Source organism: Enterobacter sp. D2 (genome assembly GCF_034427575.1).
Classification (GTDB): Bacteria; Pseudomonadota; Gammaproteobacteria; order Enterobacterales; family Enterobacteriaceae; genus Enterobacter; species Enterobacter cloacae_M.
The window spans coordinates 60980-81322 of record NZ_JAXQPP010000008.1; the positions used below are offsets into that span (position 1 = coordinate 60980).

Here is a 20343-nt window from a genome sequence, read left to right on the forward strand (position 1 = left end):
TATTTTGTGCAAAAACATGTAGTAAACACACTTCCTGAATATATTTCATTGACAATTGTTGAAAGAAATCATGTCGCGAAAATGGAATGAGCTACCAGTGTCACCACTCGGAGAACCGAATTCAGAACTTTTATGAGATTTATTAACACCAAAATTTCGATGCTACATAAAATATGTTAGAATTTGAATGTTGATTTTATGGGAATTTCAACGGATTTCAGAGTTGTACTTAGTGGATTTATTTACAGGGTATTTATAATGAGTGATTTAATTAATACTACGAGAAACCATCATTTCATATCACAAGTTGAACAAAGATGGAACGCATCCTCAAATCATGATAATCCTTCTTTAGCGAGAATTTGCAAGTATGAAATCGTTGATAAATCTTCTTTTGAGTTGCAAGCTACTAATCGGCCTCTCATTAAAAACACCTCAGCTAAAGATGATCTCTATACTTTAGAATTATTCGAATCGGGGGAAAGATTAAATCTAGAAAAATTCTTTGGTGTTTGGGAGGATAAGTATAACAAAATAATTTCTTCTTTTCATAGTTCGATTATGTACAAAATTGAATCAAATAACATAACATCTAAAAGTATAGATGGCTCGGATCTAATTGAAGATATCAAATATTTACAAAAACTGAAATTTCTTAATTTCATACGTAACCCTCATAACATCAAAAAATCCTTGGAATCATTTTCTTTTTGTAAGGATTTTATCATACAGGGTGACGGTAAGGAATTTGAATCTATTTTTAATTCTCTAGTCAATAATGATAAACGCCAAAGGGATCACATCTGTTCTAAATATGGCGTCAGTCCAGCCGAATATGATAGCTGGCTTAAACTTATCATTTTGTTTGTTTACTACGACGATGGTATATCTCATTCATCCATTGATGGGATGATTGAAGAATATTTCAAAGCGAAAGAGCTATATACTACAATAATAATTTCTTATTATACTGATTCTGCTCTCACACCGTTAGTTCCTGACATTGGTTCAATTGTGTATCCGGATTTAACTTATCAGTTCAATGTATCAAAAAATTGTTTTGTTTTATTAAAGCACACCCCAATTGATAGTGAAGACACTGTAATGTCGGTCATGAGAATCTGTGAAGAAATGAATAAACCTTACACAGAGGAAGCACTTAACTTTTTCAAAAAAGAAATGTCTGGTAAAATTAATACATTTATTCGCGTTAATGACAAAGAACTTTTAGAGGCTTACAATAAGCATTGTATAAAAGAGTCAGTTGAATTTGTTTATTCTGCGTCACCAAATGTAGTCGGTGCCAAGGTCATAAAAAAAGCCCAGTAGGGCTTTTTTGTTAACCGTTCCATCGCCCTGGGCTTTTTAGTCTAATCTCGCTAAGTAAACGTATACGTTCGTTCGCTTCTAACATCTCTAGTGCCTTTAAATATGCTCTAACAACGTTTACTTTTGTTGCTCCGGTGCTTTTGTTGTTTTCATTAATGTAGTTAATTTCATTTTCTCTTAGCGTAAAAAGGGTTGCCTTAACTTTCGTCCTGTAGGACGCTTATCACCAATACCGATAAATGTATTGATGCCTTAGTTTTTTTTCTTGTGACTGCTCGTCTTATTTTTTTTAGCAGTTTCATCACTCAATCATTTCTTAAGCTGACCAGCTTAAGTCTATTTAATTAGGTCAGTGAAGAAGTTCTGCAAGCAGAATTTTTTAGGGCATTAATGGAAGAACCGGATTCAGCAAAGCTGTTCTTAAAAGGAATAGCTCACAAAGGCTCCATCTTATTTTAATGGTTTTTAATCAATTTTAATTTTATATAACTAGTTATAAATAAAATGCAAGATTGCAGGACTCAGATCAACCATCAACAACAGATGAGTTGTTAGAAGTTGTAATATTTCTATTTACTGGTTCTACCGTATCACTGTACGGTACGAAAAATGTAATTAGCATACGTTTTCGTACGGTTGGGCTTCAGAGCCATGTGAGAACCAGCGCAACCTGCTCGATAAATTGTTTCAGGCTTAAACACCCCATTCCACCTTAACTCTTTCCGCCCTACATACTATAAAAGAGTGTAGAAATTGTTTACTTATTAAAATGTACGTTTGAAAAAGTAGACTCTCTGCGGTACGCTCTGACGGTATCATTTCCCCAGATTTTTCACTCAGCGCGCCGGTCCCTTTCCGGCCCGGACGGAGCCCGACATGATCCTGATGCCCGACGACGAACCGGAGCTTAGTCTGCCCGCAGCCGTCATGCCACCCGGTGAGGAATTCCTGCCGGCGCTGTCCGGTGAGAACGCTCCGGTCAGTCCCGCCCGGGCCTACCTGCTGTCCCTCAACTCCCCCCGCAGCCGGCAGACCATGGCCTCGTTCCTCAGTATTGTAGCCGGCATGCTCGGCGCCACGTCCCTCGATGCCTGCAGCTGGGGCGGCCTGCGGCGCCATCACGTGATGGCCGTGACCGAGCTGCTGCGCGACACCGGCCGGGCCACGGCCACCGTCAACACCTACCTTTCTGCACTGAAGGGCGTGGCGAAGGAAGCCTGGATGCTCAGGCTGATGGACGTAGAAAGTTTTCAGCACATCCGGGCGGTGCGCAACCTGCGCGGTAGCCGTCTTCCCCGCGGGCGGGCCCTGCCGCCGGAGGAGATCCGCGTGCTGTTTGCTGTCTGTGAGGCCGATGATTCCAGTATCGGCATCCGCGATGCGGCGATGCTGGCCGTCATTCTCGGCTGCGGCCTGCGACGATCAGAGGCCGTGGGGCTGGATTTGGGTGACGTTGTCACAAATGAGCGGGCACTCCGGGTGCTGGGCAAGGGAAACAAGGAGCGGCTGGCCTATATGCCGGCCGGCACCTGGCAGCGGCTGCAGAAGTGGGTTGATGAAGTTAGGGGAGAAAAAGACGGGCCGCTGTTCACCCGTATCCGCCGCTTTGACACCCTGACGAACGACCGTCTCACCGATCAGGCGGTTTACCATGTTCTGCAGGTACGCCAGCGCCAGGCCGGCATTGCGAAATGCGCGCCGCACGATTTAAGGCGAACCTTTGCGACTGTCATGCTGGATAACGGCGAGGATTTAATCACGGTAAAGGATGCGATGGGCCACGCCAGCGTCACTACCACCCAGCAGTACGATCGCCGTGGCGAGGCACGCCTGCGCACAGCACGTGACCGTCTGGATCTGATATGAACTTAACAAGATGTTAAGAGATTAAGTTTACAGGACATAATATGAGGGTGCCCGCAGACTGCGCAATTTTCTGAAATGATGTAACAGCGGAAATTTCGTTAACGTAGGTCTGCCGGTTGTCCTGTTTCCCCTTCTGAGCCGGGGGGGGGGGACCTGCAGGGTGACCGGCGAATCCTGATTTGCTTAACCTGAACAAGTATTCGGCTTTCTCTCGTGTGTTGCTGACGACGTAGTATTGTGTTCCTGACACGAATTACTTACCCTGCTGCTTTATGCTTAGAGTTATAGTCATCGTCTAAGCACGCCGATGAGTTCCCCGATTAAGACCAACAGTTTACCCCCCATTAGTTGCTCCTGATGAAATCCCGCTATATAACGTTAAAATAATATCAAATTGATAAGGTAATGAATTGCTTTGTTAATTTAGTTTTAAAAGTTTATAAAGCTTCAGGATGGTGCTATTTAATAGGCATTTGAACTGTAAAAACTAGTAATGACAATTAATTACACTACTCAACTAAACGAAATCTGTTTATTTTGTATTTTGACTATTTTCAGATTTGGATGATACTATTTTTATATTGTTTCAGGTCATCAATTTTTCCGAACCATGGCGTTTCTGCCAATGCTGCTAATCGAGGTTTATATAAAAACATTATCAAGGTTCTATAATTTACTGATAATTATAACAATCCTGCCTATTCCTTTGGCTGCATACGCAGGGAAACCCTCACGAGTCGAGTTTGAAGGCAACATAGTGACAGATACGTGTCAGAGTGTAGTTATTAATGAAAAGCTTAATGTTAACTGTTCTATTAAAAATATAGAAATGTCTTCATCAATAGATTACTCCCCCTCAGATGAACGTATCAATTCATTTAGGCTTAAAGAAAAAAGTGGTCTAATTCAGTCGGTTACATTTAAATTCCTGAATAAAGAAAAAAACATCAGGCTTGCCGAGATCAATTACCTCTAAGCTTTCCTTAATTTAGAGAAGTTGTTAAGTACATACTTTCTCACTGGGTTCATCTTTTTTTCTATTAATATACGCTTTAAATCCGCTGAGCTAAAAAGATAGTACTCTATATATGAAAAATATATAGACATATAGTCTTCGACTAACTCTATTAAGTTCTGGTTTACTATGATGTTATTTTTACTTATACTGCAAATGTAGCCATCTTTTTCTAGGCTATTAACTAATCTCATAACTTGCGTTCTTGAAACGCTAATCTCGAACGCAAGTTGGTTAATTGTGCTGTTAATCTGCATGTTATTAATGGATGATTTCATATACAAATACAGCAACAGAGATCGGCCGCCATCTTTATCAATGTAATAATTGATTTTAGTGTTTATCTGTTTATATGTAACTCCTTTCAATAAAGGAACAGATACACCATGAAAAAAATCCTGCAGGAAAGATTTTGACGCAATAGCCTCCATGTTGAAATTATATTCAGGATGTAAGGTTTTTAATGGTGCAATAACCGTATATATATAATTCTTAAGGTCTTTCAATCCCTTTTTCGTGATGACCAGCTTTACGTTTCTCCTGTCATCAGAATCTCTTTCTGTATCTATACGTCCTGATGCCTTAAGTAGTGAAATGACAGCTATAATACTGTTCTGACTGGATATGGAATTAATCTCACAGTAATTTTTTATATCTTTTATAGATTTAATGCTGTTGCTAAAAATAAAGCAGCAAGTCATCAGTATGATATTGAATCTACTTTCATTGAGTATGTGCTTAAAGAACGCAGGCTGTAACTTCAATAGTGCTTTATCATTTTCATAAAATTCCTCTATAGCGTTGAAGAAAGTTTTACGATTTCTTATCGTGAGCGCATTTGATATAATGACTTGTTTTATCAATTCAGCTGACATAATTAACCTGCCAAAGATATAGCTAATTTCAAAATTTCATTACTCTCCCGGATAAACTGGTCCATAGCCTGCTCGTTGAGTGGTTTGCTGATTAATACTCCCTGAAAGTCCATTTTAGTCAGATGACGTAAAAATTTTATTTTTTCAATGCTATCAATGCCTTCTGCAATGCATTTTCTGTTAGTCAGAGAACAGTAATGCTGAAGAGACTGTATTAATGCCAGACAATCGAAGTCGCAAAGAGAATCACTTACTGCTGACATATCTATTTTATAGCCATCAAACTTTATTTTCCGAACAGGAAAATAAGCACTTTTAGATGAAAAACAGTCATCAAGAAAAACACGATAACCCATGCCCTGTATGGCATTGACGTTATCAATTACTTCAGGGTGATGCTCGAAAGAAGTCTTTTCATTAAGTTCTAGAACCAGACTTTTACAGGTATGATCAGTCAACGACGAGCGAGCTGCAGCGAGCATTTTCATAATCCCCTGATCATAAATCAACTGGTTTGGGAGGTTCACTGAGAAATAATACCGCCCCTGATACCTGTTTATCATTTTTATAGCATGGCGGAGCGCAAATGCAGTAAGTACCATCCAGGGGTACTTACTGCGCAATCCTGGAAGAAAATCACCAGGATATCTTATGGCAGCATCTTCGACCCATCTGACCAGCAGCTCAAAACCCTGCAGTCTGAGATTGTGGTCAACTATTGGCTGAAAAACCATAAAAATATCATCTGCTGCAACAGCATTTACAAAACGCCTTTCATTTTCTGATAAGCAATTAAAATGCCTGTCACAAATGATCCCGGATGTTTGATCTGTGGCCAGTGTTTCCAATCCCAAGCGTTTAAATTTTTTCATGCCTGTCAACCTGTAGTTGTATAGTGATTTAACACTTAGCCCTGTTTCAGATGCCTGTGATCTGAGATCTTTACCACGATATACATTAATCAGTACCTGCAATTCGCGACTGTTCATGCCTTTGGACGTCATTTTTCCCATTACATTTTCAAGGAATGCATTACACATTAAACAGGTATGTATTGTGCTTCCCCTTTTCAGGAGTTTTTCCAAGTTCTGCACGGTGCAACTGACAGGCGCAATGATAAGATCGATACGTCTGAGTCTTTTCTTTTTTATGTTAACAATTAATGTTTTAGCGATGAGCAGTGCAGACGCATCTGTCACAAATATTACGGTAATTCTATTGCTGCTTTTATTTAAGATTTCAATTATATCATTAAGCGTCGACAGGAAGCTATGTTCATGCGTGGGCAAATGAACGATCGCCGCTTCAGGTAACCATGCATCTTCTGGCTCAACTTCAGTCGAGGCTTCACTTCTAACTTTGAAGTGTTCGCTGATGCCATTTTTGAAAAAAGCACATTTTGAAATAACAGTGCTGACATCCATTTTAGTTTCTCCGCCATTTTAAGATTCAACAATGACGTTATATATAAATATAAGTCAATGAAGCTTTCGGGCACAATTAAATTTGTGGCACTAATTGGTTTTTTTTGTGTCCATTTCATATGGAACTTTATGTCAGCATCGTCTGTTTTTTATCAGGATCACATATTAACCGATATGTCCGTTAGTTCCCCTCCGTCCCCAATAAGTGTAAATATAAGTCTGACTGGTGAATCTGCCATGGAGTTCTCATGTATGCTGACGTCTGCATATGGCGGGAATGTTAACATTCCTTTTTTTACAGAGTGTACTCTGTTTTCCTTATCCAAATAGCTGATGCTTGAAATAGAAAGATAGTTAGCTGAATGATTACTGCATTTCAGTAATCCTTTTGTCTGCAGTGTACATCGTAACTTTGTCATACTTTCAGCCGGGGTAGTGGTGACTGGCGCAGGTCTGTAAATAATTTTAATTTGCGTGTTCATGGTAACAAGAACACTGTTTTCTTTATCCATTCTTGTATCGGGCGGCATTTCATAAATATTCAGCCAGAAAAGTGACTCCCGGTCCTGAGCCAGTGATGTCTCATTTTTTACTATACGAATGCCTCTGACATCACCCGATTCAAGTCTGAATACCGGAGGAAGGATGATAAAGGGAATATTCTTCACATCCGGATCACCTTCTCCATTATCGGCCCAGGTCTGCACAACTACCGGGTAAGAATTGGTATTTACCAGCATCAGGCTCTGCATCCTGTCAGAGGCATTGAAAATGACTCTTGACTGAGATGGCATTACGCCAGAGTAAACGGGAAATACTAGCATCCAAAGCATCAGACTGATTATGATTTTATTCATTGTACCTGCACCATTATCGTCGCAGTGGATTTAACTTTGCCGGCTACAACTGTCTGGCCATCTATTTTTTTGAGCGTGGCGGTGAAGTTATAGCTGTAATTGGTATATCCGCTACTGGAACTGCCAACCGGTGTCGCATTATTCAGTACAGGATACCAACCCGCTGCATTGCCCGAATGGTTAAGAATATCCATGCCCTGCTCGCCGATGAGAGTTAGTGCTGTACCCGGCGCACTGCTGTATGAGATTGCGATCCCCACGCCTTTTGCCATTCCCGTCGCCTGATAGTTATCAGACAGCAGTAAGCTGACGCCATTGCTGCTGTTTACCAGTCCAAGACCCTTGGCTGCTGTGAATGCCCCGCTTGATACCTGGAATCCTATTGCGGTCTGGCCGGAATTCGCGGTTGTACCTGAGGTAACTGAATTACTGCATTCAACCGTTACATTAAAACCCGCAGTGCTGGTCAGCCCCTTATTTAAATCACTTACTGAAATCGTTGGCAGAAGCACCACTGGTGTCGCACTTCTGGCGACACAGCTTGGTGAGTTGTAAAGCGTGTTGACAGACCTCATGCCATAACCAAATCCGTTATCAACTCCCCAGAAACGGTAGTTAGTGTTACTGTCTTCGCCTACATTGTCATGGGTCAGGCCCGGGCCGACCAACTGAATATAGGAGTTCGGCTGTATGCATGAATAATTGACGCCGGTCGGTGTTCCTGTGACAACGCCGGATGTACCCCTTCCACAATAGGCTGAACCAGAACCACTCCCGGGAGGAATAGTACTGATGCGATATAATTCTGCCTGAAGAGCAGGTACGTCCTGCAGACGAATATCTATCTTGGCTGAGTTAGATGAGTTAGTGGCATAGGTCGTAATCGGAACTTTGGCCCAGAAACGGGTCAGCGTTACGCCACTCATTGTCTGTTTTATACCGACATAAGCGAAGTACGTTGCATACACATCCGGTATGCCGTCCTGTGCTCCGAGATCCCAGTATCCACCGACCCTGTCATCACCATTCGTTGCCGCAAGAAAATAAATATTCGGCAAATCTGTCAAATCACATGTCCAGAGAATGGTCGACGCCGTTGCACCACCATAGGTGTAGTTTGTCGGTGGCACGGTAATTGACCCCAGCAGGGTACGAACCGGCTGAAAGTAGGTATCCGTTAAATTGATGCGACCAAAAGGTATCAGTGCCGTCCTGTTATCTTCCGTCTGTGAAGCACCTGTGCTCTTACAGGTTGCCCAGCTCCCGAAGGCGCTCAGAGAAAGAAGCAAAACTAAAAGTGTACGTATCATCCTGTCAATTCTCTTCATGAAACACCTCCCTGCCGGTTGCTGCATGTTGCGCTGAGGTTCACTATCTCTGCGTTTATCTCATCTTCGCTGAGAGTGTACGGTATGTAACATTTTTTACCGTTACCCCATTCAGCCAGAAGCTCACCGCTGGTATCTGGCACCCTGACATAGACCTGGCCTCCCTGTCCCGTAATTCCGATCGCCTCGCCTTGTTGATCGTAGACTTGCGTCCCCATCGGTAGGGTATTCCCGTCCCGGGAAGTCACCGTAATCAGCAGGGCTGTCCCTGTCCGCGTTTTAAAACTGACGTTAACAGCAGCACCGGCGACAGGAACCACTCTTTTCTGGCTGTCTATGATTTCTGCACGTCCCTGCATGCCTTTGGGATCAAGAGAAATATTGTTATAACGGTACGGCGTCAGTGCCGGAATTAATGCATAACCATTATTGTCGATAACCGTCTGGTCAGAGCTGAATATACGGGCCCCCTCGGCGCCTTTTGCCTCGACAATTGCAAAGGTATCACCCAGATAAGGGCCAAAAGTCACACCACCCGCATGTACGGCTAACGCCCCCTGAGCGTTGGCCGAAGTTTGCCAGTATCCCTGTCCTTTCGAAGCGCTTGCAGCCAGCGACGCCTTTGGCAATCTCCGCTGTAAACTGCCGCTGAATACGTTCTGCTGGTACTTTTGATCCCGAATGGCGGTAATGCTGTAGCTGGTTGTCTGATTGTCATCTGCCATACCTGAAGCACTTGCCTGATATTGATCCCCCCCACTGTTGCTGTGGTTATAGGATGTACTGAAACTCACGGGACGCGGGCTGTCTGAGAATAGCGGTATAGAGAATGAAACAGCTGCAGCATTTTCAACATGGCCACGATCGTTATAGGTTCCGACGCGTTGTCTTGTTAAAGCCACGTTCATACTGATGTTCTGACCAAGAATTTTGCTGAAACCCAGCTGGTATTGCGTGTCCCGCGACCGGCCGTCACGATAGGACTGAGTGGCGGCATTAATATATGATGTACCAAAATCACCGAGCGTCTGGCTCAGCGTCAGGTCCCATCTTTCGCGTTGACCGCTGGTATAATTTAACCATTCATTGCCTGTATATATTCTGTTCCTGTCACCTAGTACTGAAAGCAGATCGCGATAGCCGGCAGTAGAGTATCTGTAGCTGGCAAGTGACAGGTTTGTACCGGTAGCACTGAAGGTTTTGCTCCATGACAAATGACTCATCCATCCCTGACTGGTCCTGTCGTCACTCAGTTTCGCCGTGGAGTAAGTTGCATCTGCACCAATTGCCCCGATTCTGCTGGCATGGACACCGCCAAAAACATAAGCCGTGTAATTTTTTGCCATGCGTAACCCACCGTTTGCAGTCAGCGCATTAGTTATCCCTCTCTGGTAGATAAAATCACCAAATTCGGTAGTCACATCCGTATCGCGTACTCTTCCGAGCGCTAAGTTATATTTCGACATGCCGGGACGTATTGACTCAGGTAAAGCTGAGAAGGGGACGGAAAAGGTTTTTATCGTGCCATCAGCTTCGGTAATAACAACAGTCAAGTCACCATTACCACCAGTAGGATAAAGGTCATTGATTTCAAATGCGCCTGGTGGGACGGTTGTCTGATAGATATCCTGGCCATTCTGACGTATGGTCACTTTCGCATTACTTGACGCGATACCTTTAATCAGCGGGGCGTAACCTCTTTGCGACTGAGGAAGCATCTCTTCAGCGGATGAGAGGTTTAATCCGTTATAGCTCATGCCAGAAAAGAACTTACCGTTGGTAATCAGCTGGCCAGCCATCAGTTGAGTGTTGAAGGCTGGCAGCGGACGCTGTACGTACTGGCGTACGTTATTCCACTGATATCCCGTCTCTTTATTCCAGTTAAGGTTGCTAATCTGCCGGTATTGCCATGAGGCAATATTGATGCCTCCGTTTAAGGAAAGCCACAAAGAATCCAGGTTGCTGCCACGAGAATCTGAGTAGGACACGTGATAATAGTTAGATACATAGTTCAGGAAACCCACGTTGTTCCCTGTCTGGAATTTATCGGGATTGACGTAATCCTTTGGTCTGCTGAGCAACATTGCCTGAGGTACTGAGACGTTTAGTTTTAGTTCAGAAAGGTTTGTCCGGGCAACAATTGCTGTTGAAATGTCGGAGGTAATGAGACAACTTTTTGTATTTTTTGAGACCGTCAAATTCTCTTTGAGTCCGATATCAGATATCAGATTCTCTGGCAGGCACGGCAACACACTATTGTCATGCGTAATATAAGGGACTGTGTAATTTCCTAACAATTCATTGTTGATATAAACATCAAGTTTATATTCACCCGCAGCTATCGCGTTAGGGTTCTTAAGAGACTCAAGAACAGATTGATCGAAGTTAGTACCTTTAAATAGCTCAGCATCAAAAATATATTCTTCTGAGCTTACCTCATCAGATGCTGTGGCAGAGAAAGATATCACTGAAAGATTTACGATTAAGAGCGTTATGCTTAGTAAAGATAACTTAGTAACCTCTTGAGGCACTTTACAAGTGTCTTTCCTTAATGACATCCGCTCCATAGTCATTCACCATTATCAGTTTGATTGTCGTCCCTCTCAGTGAATGAATTCCATCCGGAAGAGACCATTTAACCTGTGAATCAGGATCTAACATTACGCTCTTGGCCAGTGATATATAACGGCTGCCTGACTTCAGTTCAGCACTTCTGACATTAATAAAGTAACCCGTTGGGTTTTTAACCCGTAATTCGCTTCCAGATGCTGAGAATTCCATTTTGTCATACGCATCTTCCGCTTCTCCGCCCAGACCTGCTGGCCTGTAGAAAATTTTCACCCTGTTAGTGATGGCAAGAACTAACTGGTTCTGGCTTTTCTGCTCAGGTGTGACCATAGGCAATTGTGTGAAACTAAGATAAAAAATCGATTCTCTGTTCTGAGGTAAGCGACTCGTATCTTTCGTAATTAACCTCACAGATTGTCCTGTTTCTCTCTCCATTCGAAATACAGGTGGTACAATAATAAAAGGTGAATGAGAATCAGGTTTACCTTTATCATCCGTAATCTGCATCTGAACAACATAAGGCTGACTATCAGGGTTTTTCAACTGAACAGTTTTCTCTTTATTGTTGAATGGCACGATCACACGAGTACCGGTCATTACAACGTTTGCATTTGCGCCCGCCATCATGCCAAACGCTGCAAAAAAAAGAATTATTGGCCTGATTTTCATATACCACCTGCTTAAGCTGGCTGCACCGAAATGCAGCCAGTGATGTCATCAAAGGTAACTGATGCTGTATTCTGCAACAGAGGTAATTTTACCGGGAGTGCCCGCGCTGCCCAGTGAAAAATATTGCGCGCCGAACTCGTAGCTCGCAGTATTTTCTCCAGCCGGTAGTACCAGTCCTGTAACGCCGGTTACACCATTAAGCGCAATCGCAGTACTTCCACTGGTCCCCCCGTTGAGCAACTGAATACCAAACCCTGTCGCGGCATTTGCACCTGTGAGAGTGTTCCCCAGCACGCCATAGGTTGTGTCAACGTTATATCCGAGGAAGTTAGTTGTAAGCGCAGTATCAGATGATCCAGCAGTGCAACCACTCACGGTAACTTTGAAGGGGGTTAATCCTGCAGTTTGACTTGCAGCAAGCGTCGCGCCGAAGTCCTTGACTGATACGGTTGGTAAAAGAACGACAGCATTTGTGGTCCCGTTAATATCCACTGTACAGGTTTGCTCAGTAACTTCCCCCTGGAAAGTGACTGTAGGTGCCGCTTCTGAAGCAAACGGAATGAGTGAAATAACGGCTAATGGTAAATATTTATTCAGTGTAATTTTCATGGCAATGTCCTATTGATGAATTTCACGGGTTCCTGAATAGACGACTAATTTACTAGGATTTAAGACTCGAAAGAAAATATCTACTTAAGAGTTTTGTGTGAAGCAAATCATTCTGCTTTGAATAGAGTATGCGCACGAGTTTAATTTATGTCAATTATACGCACAAAATTGTTCATTTTTTTGTATCACCTTAACCGCTTGATAACTAAGGGTTATATTATATATACTTACACAAGAAAAAATATTTGTGTAGGTTTTTTGTTTTTTCATTAAATAATTGTTAAAAAGGTTGGTGGAATTAAATAGCAACCCCCCATAATTAGGGGGGGGGTGATAAGAAATTATTAAAAGATAATGACTATCATTTGTATTGAGCCTGTGCTTTAGGATTCATGAGCTGATTGCTGCCGCATTCGCTTATACTCCAAACTGACACGAAGGAATAAAAATTCTGGTTAATGAAATCAAAACCAGCATTCACTTGCTAAACGTTTAGCCCAGTCTCTGAGTAGATAAAGTCTTCGGGATGTGGCCAGATAATCAGTGAAACCTGATGATTATCCGTATAGCGACCTGAAGAGTCATCGGTAGTTGCTTCTGGGAAGATCATGATAGTCTCAGGTATGACTCCGATGACTAGTATCATAACCACCTTTCATGTTCCGGAGAGTTTCCCCTGCCCCATATTATTATCTTTATAAAGTGCTCGATGTTATTGTCCTGCGATGAAGTTTCCAGTTCTGACTATCGCTGACATCACAGATGTCCTCAAGCATGTTGCCAATTGCATAAACGGTATTGTATGAAACTGCATACTCAGGTCAGCTACTTTTCATTTACCAGGCCGTGGGCTCCTGCAGATATGTCTTAAGGCCAAACGGTCCTGGACAACACCTTTAAGACCTATATGACGTCCAGTTACACCTTAAAATTCATAGTCCTCCCCAACTACGACGCGAAGTGGCCTTAGAATTCACTTTCAAACCAAAGATACCAAACATCGCGACCTTCTCGATGTATCCCTAAAGCATATATGCCTCGAATCATGGATGAGGCGGCATCATTCTCCATCAAGCTTAGACAGGAATGTCTCTTCCAATTTTTTATTTCTGATTTATAATTTGGCTAAGGTGATGGCGTTCCACCTTTCCCAACCGCCCCTTTAAGGGCTGATGACGCCTGATATGACTCTTGATTTTCAGGAGGTATATCAGGCCGTCAAAAATTCCATTCGGCCTGTGTACTTCCCTCTAATGGGGATACACCATTGATTCATGTTATTGGCCATTCAAACCCTGACAGCGATGCTATCTGTACAGCAACCGTAACTGCATGCTGGCTCAACCATTGCGGACGCCCTGCACGGGCATGGCGTGCAGGAGAAGCGAGCACAGAAACCAGATTTATTTTTCGAGAAGCTGGACTTACGCTACCTCCTTTTCTCGACATTCCTCTTCTAAAAGAAGATGTATGGTTGGTAGATTTCACCGATCCGCTTCAGGGACCTGCTGGTCTTATCCAAAGCAATATTATTGGGATCATTGATCATCACCGATTGGGTGGCCTTACAACCTTACTTCCCCCTGAGGTCTCAATCAAACCCGTAGGCAGCAGCGCAACTGTTGTCTGGCTGATGATGAACACAGAGATGCGCAATGCAATGCCTCCCGCCTACGGTATTTTACTTCTCGGTGCACTGCTTAGCGACACAATTGATCTCCTTTCGCCTACAACCACCGAAGACGATCTTCGTGCCGCCACAGAACTTTGCGTCTGGTCAGGGATAAAACGGAGAACTTTTGCACAAGCTCTAATTGCGGCCAAAACCGATATTTCCGGACTCTCCGCAGAGCAGCTTCTTAATAAAGATCTTAAAGTCTTTTCTCTTGTTGGAATCGATGCCCGCATAGCTCAAATCGAAATAAGCACATCGGGTCAGATAGCACCTCTGCTCGATGAATTGCAGGAAACTATGGCGCAAATGGCCATGTCAACGGGAGCTGGTCTTGTCGTACTGATGGTAACCAACATCACAGAATGCTGTTCTTCACTATATTTCGCCGGGCCGGAAGGGGACAGTACACCTTCATTTTCAGTAGAGGGCATGGTCAGCCGGAAGAAGCAGCTTCTTCCCTGGCTGGAACGTTTTCTGCTTCAGAGTCGGAGTCAGCCATGAAAATCTACACGCACGCACTGGTTCTTGTTCAGTCTAAGAAAGACGGAGCTCAACTTCTGGAGCATGCGGCTGAACTATCGCGTCTCCTCCAGATGAAAATCACTCTCGCACATATCTGCACTGATTACCGTGAGATGAACTATGTATCAGACGGATTGATGGATGATGCTGTATCAACAGAAATACTTAAGGCCAAAGCACTCCTCAGTGAGCTGACTTCATCTGTGCCTGAAAGGGTGGATGCGCGCGAGGTGGTAACTCTGCGTCGATTCGAGGACTTACAGAAATGCATAAACGACATCGGGGTGGACATGGTGATTGCAGGTCATCGCAACCGTTTTATGGGGGCGCTCACGTCCCGCTCCGCTGAGTACGTTAATCATCTGAACGTAGATGTTCTTATTAAACACATTCATGATTGAGTTTGAGGAGAAGTATATGAATTTTAAACTTGAAAAAGTTGCTGCACGCGAAATTCTTGACTCCCGTGGTAACCCTACAGTTGAAGTTGAGGCACTTACTTCTGACGGGCAAATGGCGCGTGCTTCAGTACCGTCTGGTGCCAGTACAGGCACCAGAGAGGCAACTGAACTACGCGATGGTGATATAGGGAGGTTCGGCGGAAAGGGAGTACGTGATGCGGTCAAAGCAGTTAATACAGAAATCTGTAGCGCTGTCAGAGGAACTGATGTAAGAGAGCAGCGTCAACTGGATAACCTGATGAGGGAACTTGACGGCACGGAGAACAAAAGCCGACTCGGAGCAAATGCGATTCTTGGTGTTTCACTTGCGGTGTCAAGGCTAGCTTCTCAGGTTACGCGTCAGCCGCTTTATCGCTATCTGGGGGGACTTAACGCCAGTCTGATGCCTGTTCCTTGCATGAACATCATCAACGGTGGGGTTCATGCTCGTGGTCAGGGAGCCGACTTCCAGGAATTTATGATAGCCCCGCACGGTGCTTCGACGCTTACTGAGGCTGTTCGTCAGGGGAGTGAAGTTTATCAGGCGCTTCGCCAGATCCTTCTGACCAGGAACCTCTCCGCAGCAGTTGGCGATGAAGGTGGATTTGCCCCTGCGGTCTCCTCAAACCGGGAGCCACTCGAATTAATTGTTCAGGCCATTGAACACGCCGGTTATCGCCCGGGCGAAGACATCAGTATCTGTATGGATCCGGCATCAAGCGAATTTTACAGCGAAGGTAAATATCACCTGCGGACCGAAAAAAACTCACTGAGCGCTGAACAAATGACGGAATACTACGGTGAGCTTATAGATGATTTTCCTATCATTCTGCTTGAAGACGGGCTTGCTGAAGATGACTGGGCGGGCTGGAAATATCTGCACACGAAACTTGGCGGACGTGTTGAACTGGTAGGTGATGATATTTTTGTAACCAATGTGAAGTACATTCGCCGGGGTATTGAAGAAAATCTGGCCAGTGCAGCGCTCATTAAGCTCAATCAGATTGGTACATTAAGCGAGACATTTGATGCAGTCTCTCTTTGCCATGAAAACGGTTGGGGGGCTTTCATTTCGCACCGTAGTGGAGAAACCATGGACACTTTCATAGCCGATATGACGGTAGCGCTCCGTGCCGGACATCTGAAAACTGGTGCTCCCTGCCGTGGTGAACGAATTGAAAAATACAACCAGCTAATGCGTATTGAGCAGGAACTTGGCGCTGAGGCCCGTTATGCCGGTCTTAAAGCATTCATTCGCCATGGTTAATAATAACCATAACAGCATATGAGAAAAGGGGGCTGGGTAAATTCAGTCCCCTGTGATTCAGTATTTATATTTTATTCAGGTAGGGAGTGTGGCATTGAGTCAGTTGTTAGCAATTATGTGTGGTGGTGCTGTAGGTTGCGTTATACGCTGGTTTTTTGGGGTTAAACTCAATAGTCTCTTTCCTTCATTACCTCCGGGAACACTCCTCGTTAACTTGTTGGGGGCCTTCATCATCGGCGCAGCAATGGCATTTTTTATGCGCCATCCCCAGTTAGATCCAGCTCTGAAGCTTCTTATCGTCACCGGTTTATGTGGTGGTCTGACAACTTTTTCTACGTTTTCAGTTGAAGTGTTTACGCTATTGCAGGCGGGCAATTACTTATGGTCTTTCATTTCTGTAATGGTTCATGTGTCAGGTTCCCTGCTCATGACTGCAGCAGGATTTTATCTTATGGTAATAGTCATATCATAATTAGAGTAAAACCTTTCAACCCAATTGTATTAATCATTGATTGGGAAATTAAAACGCCGTCATAATACTGACGGCGTAGTGGTGTTAACGAACCAGATGCAGGAAGTGCAGGTGTTTTTCGTACTGATCCAGTATGTCATTAATCAGCTGTTCCTGGTTCCAGCCCATCACATCATAATTTTGACCGCCTTCTTTGAGATAAACCTCTGCGCGATAATATCGATGTTGCTCAGCCTGCTGCTCATCATTATCCATCGCAGCCAGGGCGAAGGTCGGCGAGTTATACCCGCGAAGCCTCACTTCATATATATAATTCAGCTCATTGCCCAGATCGACTTCCAGTCGAATACGATCGTCGGCAGCGTCATCGATGTGGCTAATCGTTCCCTGCTTATTCAGTTCTTCCTGAACCAGCGTCATGGCAGGCTGGATAACGTCGTCCATAAAGCGTTTAACGAGAGAACGCTTAGGAAGATAAGCGATATTACGCAACCTTCTCTGCCATGGAATTGGGTTACGTGCAGCCGTCGGCGCAATAGTAGCCATGCTCAGACTTTCACGCTTGGTCAGGTCACGACGCAGCGCTTTTAACAGACCGTATATTGATATCAGTAAGATCACTGAGAAGGGTAATGCGCTTGCTATCGTTACGGTCTGCAACGCACTCAGCCCCCCTGCGATTAGCAGGGCAATAGCAACAACGCCCATGAGTGATGCCCAGAAGATTCGCTGCCAGACAGGCGTGTTAGCGACGCCGCCTGACGCCAGAGTATCAACAACCATTGCTCCCGAGTCAGCAGACGTTACAAAGAAAACAATAACCATCGCCATTGCAATAAATGACAATACAGACGAGAACGGGAAATGCTCCAGGAAATTAAACAGCGCCAGAGCAACATCCTGTTGGACTGTATTTGCCAGGTCAGTGGCGCCCTGGTTCATGATGAGATAAATGGCGCTGTTTCCAAACACCGTCATCCACATGAGTGTAAAGCCGGCGGGAACAAACAACACGCCAGTCACGAACTCACGAATTGTCCTGCCGCGGGAAACGCGTGCAATGAACATCCCTACAAACGGCGACCATGAAAGCCACCATCCCCAGTATAATAATGTCCAGCCCCCCAGCCAGTTACTTGACTTCGGTTCATACGCGTAAAGGTTGAACGTTTTACTCACCAGTTCCGACAGATAGCCCCCCGTATTTTCCACAAATGACTTCAGCAGAAGCACAGTGGGACCCAGGCACAGGACCAGCGCCAGGAGCAACACCGCCAGGCCCAGATTAAGCTCAGACAGGATGCGTATTCCCTTGTCCAGGCCGGACACCACCGAAATCGTCGCTAACCCCGTGATGACCACGATCAGAATGACCTGTACCGTTTCATTGATGGGCACGCCGAAAAGATGATTCAAACCAGCATTAACCTGTAAAACACCGTACCCCAGCGATGTCGCAACGCCAAAGACCGTGCCGATAACGGCGAAAATATCTACCGCATGGCCTATAGGCCCGTATATGCGATCGCCAATAATGGGATAGAGTGCGGAACGCAGCGTTAAAGGCAGACCGTGACGGTAACTGAAAAAGGCCAGGATCAACGCCACGATGGCATAGATTGCCCATGCATGAAGGCCCCAGTGGAAGAACGTCAGGCGCATGGCTTCCTTCGCTGCCGCAACGGTCTCCGGGGTGCCAACGGGAGGTGAAAGATAATGCATCACAGGTTCAGCAACGCCAAAGAACATCAGGCCGATCCCCATCCCTGCCGAGAAAAGCATCGCAAACCAGGAGTGATAGCTGAAATCTGGCTGCGCATGGTCCGGACCCAGCTTGATATCTCCGTATCGTGAGAGTCCCAGGAACGTGACGCTCAGCAAAATCAGGGCCACAGCAAGGATGTAGAACCAGCTGGCATTCGTGAAGATTTGTTGCTGCAGTAATTTAAAATTTTTGTCGGCGACATCCGGGAATACGGCGGCAAAGGCGACAAGAAGGAAAATTAACAAAGCAGAGGTAAAGAAAACCGCTTTGTTAATCTGGCTTTTGGACTGCTTTGGGACAGTATCATTTTCACTCATACTTAAACTCATTGCATTATCAAGTGGAAATATAAAAATACAATGGTAACAAAATGTACGCAAGGTTTCTGACCAAAGTTGGGTTTATTTACCCTTTTCATGCGGATGGTATTTTATACCCGATATAAGTGGTTTTTATTCTTGAGGCACAACATTGGAATAGTATTGTAAAAATAAAAAAAGATGCGTGATACGAAGAGCAATTCTACGCGATTCAGGCTTAAATATAGTGTATTTTTTAACTGTTAAAGGAGACGTGAATGACAGTGAAAAAGCAGGAACTTATCGCGGCAGGATTTACCAGTAAGGATGTCGAGCGAATCAAACGTTACCAGGCGACGGGGGAATCGCAGGAGAGGGTTTTGAAAAATCTGGCCGGTTATTTCCTGTCAGTAGCCTGGCTTACCGGCGGGATGACAATGATCACCCTGCTCACCGCGATCTTTGGCAGCGCCAGCCATGTTATCTCCTGTGTGGTTGCCGTCGTCTTTCTGCTGATTGTGCTGCTCTTAGTGATGCCTGTCATACTTGGCTATAAATCATGGAAGCTGATGAGATCACAGATCAGCGACTCCGGTCATCACGGGTAAGGAGTCCCAGTACCACCTTAGCGCTGCCCCCCCATACCATAACCATCATCGTCAATTTACCCAGAGACATGGTTTCCACCTTGCGGTAATACTCTCCGGGAAGATAACGGAAAAGACGCCAGGCCTCAGCTTTACCGGTCAGCCCAAACATCCCATAAACGCCGGCTGCAAGCATGGTTGCATTAAAGACCCCAAGCCAATATCGCGACTGTCCCCCATAAATTCCGCAATGGACATCGCGACGTCCGTCAGGATCCCTTCTGAATCCGACTCATTCAGGAGCTGACGTGCAGCTTCCAGTAAGGGAATCCTCAACCAGAACGGTACCGGCAAGCATGCCAACAGGCGTCATGATGGTGATCATGACACCTCCTGAACGCCGGCAAGTACAATCTTAATTCCGGATATCAAATACCCGGCTATTTTATTCTGCACTGCTACATATTGAATTTCGGAGTAGAGCCGGGCATAGCCAGTTTTCAGTATGCGCGACTGTTCAAGGAGGTACCTCGTAGGTTTTTCAGGCAGCCAATGCATTCTTCATCGTATTTAGCTCGCCTCGCCGCCTCAAACTGTTGCATGACAACCAGTCTTACTTCATCCACGAATTTCAGCCGGGTCAGTGAATCACTGAGATGCATGGCCGCGACCACATTTGCGGTATTAACAAGCTTCCGGGCTTTCAGATTTATCATCATATCAGCCCACTGATGTCGACTTTATCTTGGAAAAAGCGCGATATCCATTAAATATTC

16 protein-coding genes and 1 riboswitch are annotated in these 20343 nt (G+C 44.6%); of the genes, 7 read left to right on the plus strand and 9 right to left on the minus strand.

Going from position 1 to position 20343, the window contains the following annotated elements:
- The first annotated feature begins 258 nt into the window (after window positions 1-258).
- Window positions 259-1329 carry a hypothetical protein gene (locus SPG90_RS21005; RefSeq protein WP_322408325.1) on the plus strand — a complete coding sequence of 357 codons (1071 nt, stop codon included), beginning with the start codon at window positions 259-261 and terminating at the stop codon, window positions 1327-1329.
- An 876-nt stretch (window positions 1330-2205) separates the two neighbouring features.
- Window positions 2206-3195 carry a tyrosine-type recombinase/integrase gene (locus SPG90_RS21010; RefSeq protein WP_322408326.1) on the plus strand — a complete coding sequence of 330 codons (990 nt, stop codon included), beginning with the start codon at window positions 2206-2208 and terminating at the stop codon, window positions 3193-3195.
- Between the two features lie 972 nt (window positions 3196-4167).
- On the opposite strand, the gene SPG90_RS21015 is transcribed toward SPG90_RS21010, so the two are convergent.
- The 7 genes from SPG90_RS21015 to SPG90_RS21045 all read right to left on the minus strand — a co-directional run bounded on the left by SPG90_RS21015 (window position 4168) and on the right by SPG90_RS21045 (window position 12540).
- Window positions 4168-5085 carry a helix-turn-helix domain-containing protein gene (locus tag SPG90_RS21015; RefSeq protein ID WP_322408327.1) on the minus strand — a complete coding sequence of 306 codons (918 nt, stop codon included), beginning with the start codon at window positions 5083-5085 and terminating at the stop codon, window positions 4168-4170.
- A 2-nt stretch (window positions 5086-5087) separates the two neighbouring features.
- Complete coding sequence (locus tag SPG90_RS21020; protein WP_322408328.1) at window positions 5088-6509, minus strand: EAL domain-containing protein; 1422 nt, start codon at window positions 6507-6509, stop codon at window positions 5088-5090.
- A gap of 158 nt (window positions 6510-6667) precedes the next feature.
- Window positions 6668-7366 (minus strand): molecular chaperone, encoded by a 699-nt coding sequence (locus tag SPG90_RS21025; RefSeq protein ID WP_322408329.1) that lies wholly within the window; start codon window positions 7364-7366, stop codon window positions 6668-6670.
- Complete coding sequence (locus SPG90_RS21030; protein WP_322408330.1) at window positions 7363-8694, minus strand: fimbrial protein; 1332 nt, start codon at window positions 8692-8694, stop codon at window positions 7363-7365. Before SPG90_RS21030 ends, SPG90_RS21025 begins: the two co-directional genes overlap by 4 nt.
- Window positions 8691-11261, minus strand: a complete 2571-nt coding sequence (locus SPG90_RS21035; RefSeq protein ID WP_322408331.1) for a fimbria/pilus outer membrane usher protein — start codon at window positions 11259-11261, stop codon at window positions 8691-8693. Before SPG90_RS21035 ends, SPG90_RS21030 begins: the two co-directional genes overlap by 4 nt.
- Window positions 11227-11931, minus strand: a complete 705-nt coding sequence (locus SPG90_RS21040; protein ID WP_032640041.1) for a molecular chaperone — start codon at window positions 11929-11931, stop codon at window positions 11227-11229. Before SPG90_RS21040 ends, SPG90_RS21035 begins: the two co-directional genes overlap by 35 nt.
- 48 nt (window positions 11932-11979) lie before the next feature.
- Window positions 11980-12540 carry a fimbrial protein gene (locus SPG90_RS21045; RefSeq protein WP_047626701.1) on the minus strand — a complete coding sequence of 187 codons (561 nt, stop codon included), beginning with the start codon at window positions 12538-12540 and terminating at the stop codon, window positions 11980-11982.
- A gap of 1120 nt (window positions 12541-13660) precedes the next feature.
- Window positions 13661-13729: riboswitch (Fluoride riboswitch) on the plus strand.
- Window positions 13730-13807: 78 nt separating this feature from the next.
- Between SPG90_RS21045 and SPG90_RS21050 the strand changes: the two genes are divergently transcribed.
- The 4 genes from SPG90_RS21050 to crcB all read left to right on the plus strand — a co-directional run bounded on the left by SPG90_RS21050 (window position 13808) and on the right by crcB (window position 16916).
- On the plus strand, window positions 13808-14716 hold the full coding sequence (locus SPG90_RS21050; RefSeq protein WP_322408332.1) for a DHHA2 domain-containing protein: 909 nt from the start codon (window positions 13808-13810) through the stop codon (window positions 14714-14716).
- Window positions 14713-15138 (plus strand): universal stress protein, encoded by a 426-nt coding sequence (locus SPG90_RS21055; protein WP_248169851.1) that lies wholly within the window; start codon window positions 14713-14715, stop codon window positions 15136-15138. Before SPG90_RS21050 ends, SPG90_RS21055 begins: the two co-directional genes overlap by 4 nt.
- Window positions 15139-15154: 16 nt before the next feature.
- The gene (gene eno, locus SPG90_RS21060) at window positions 15155-16444 is read left to right on the plus strand and encodes a phosphopyruvate hydratase (protein WP_248163018.1); all 1290 of its coding nucleotides are present in this window, start codon (window positions 15155-15157) and stop codon (window positions 16442-16444) included.
- Between the two features lie 94 nt (window positions 16445-16538).
- The gene (gene crcB / locus SPG90_RS21065) at window positions 16539-16916 is read left to right on the plus strand and encodes a fluoride efflux transporter CrcB (RefSeq protein WP_268206375.1); all 378 of its coding nucleotides are present in this window, start codon (window positions 16539-16541) and stop codon (window positions 16914-16916) included.
- Between the two features lie 84 nt (window positions 16917-17000).
- On the opposite strand, the gene SPG90_RS21070 is transcribed toward crcB, so the two are convergent.
- Window positions 17001-18998, minus strand: coding sequence for a choline BCCT transporter BetT (locus tag SPG90_RS21070; RefSeq protein ID WP_322408333.1), 1998 nt, complete (start codon window positions 18996-18998; stop codon window positions 17001-17003).
- Window positions 18999-19258: 260 nt separating this feature from the next.
- Here SPG90_RS21070 and SPG90_RS21075 point away from each other — a divergent pair, with 260 nt between their 5' ends.
- The gene (locus tag SPG90_RS21075; protein WP_268206377.1) at window positions 19259-19588 is read left to right on the plus strand and encodes a hypothetical protein; all 330 of its coding nucleotides are present in this window, start codon (window positions 19259-19261) and stop codon (window positions 19586-19588) included.
- Here SPG90_RS21075 and SPG90_RS21080 read toward each other — a convergent pair.
- Window positions 19563-19763, minus strand: a complete 201-nt coding sequence (locus tag SPG90_RS21080; protein ID WP_322408334.1) for a DUF4225 domain-containing protein — start codon at window positions 19761-19763, stop codon at window positions 19563-19565. The genes SPG90_RS21075 and SPG90_RS21080 overlap by 26 nt on opposite strands.
- Between the last annotated feature and the right edge of the window lie 580 nt (window positions 19764-20343).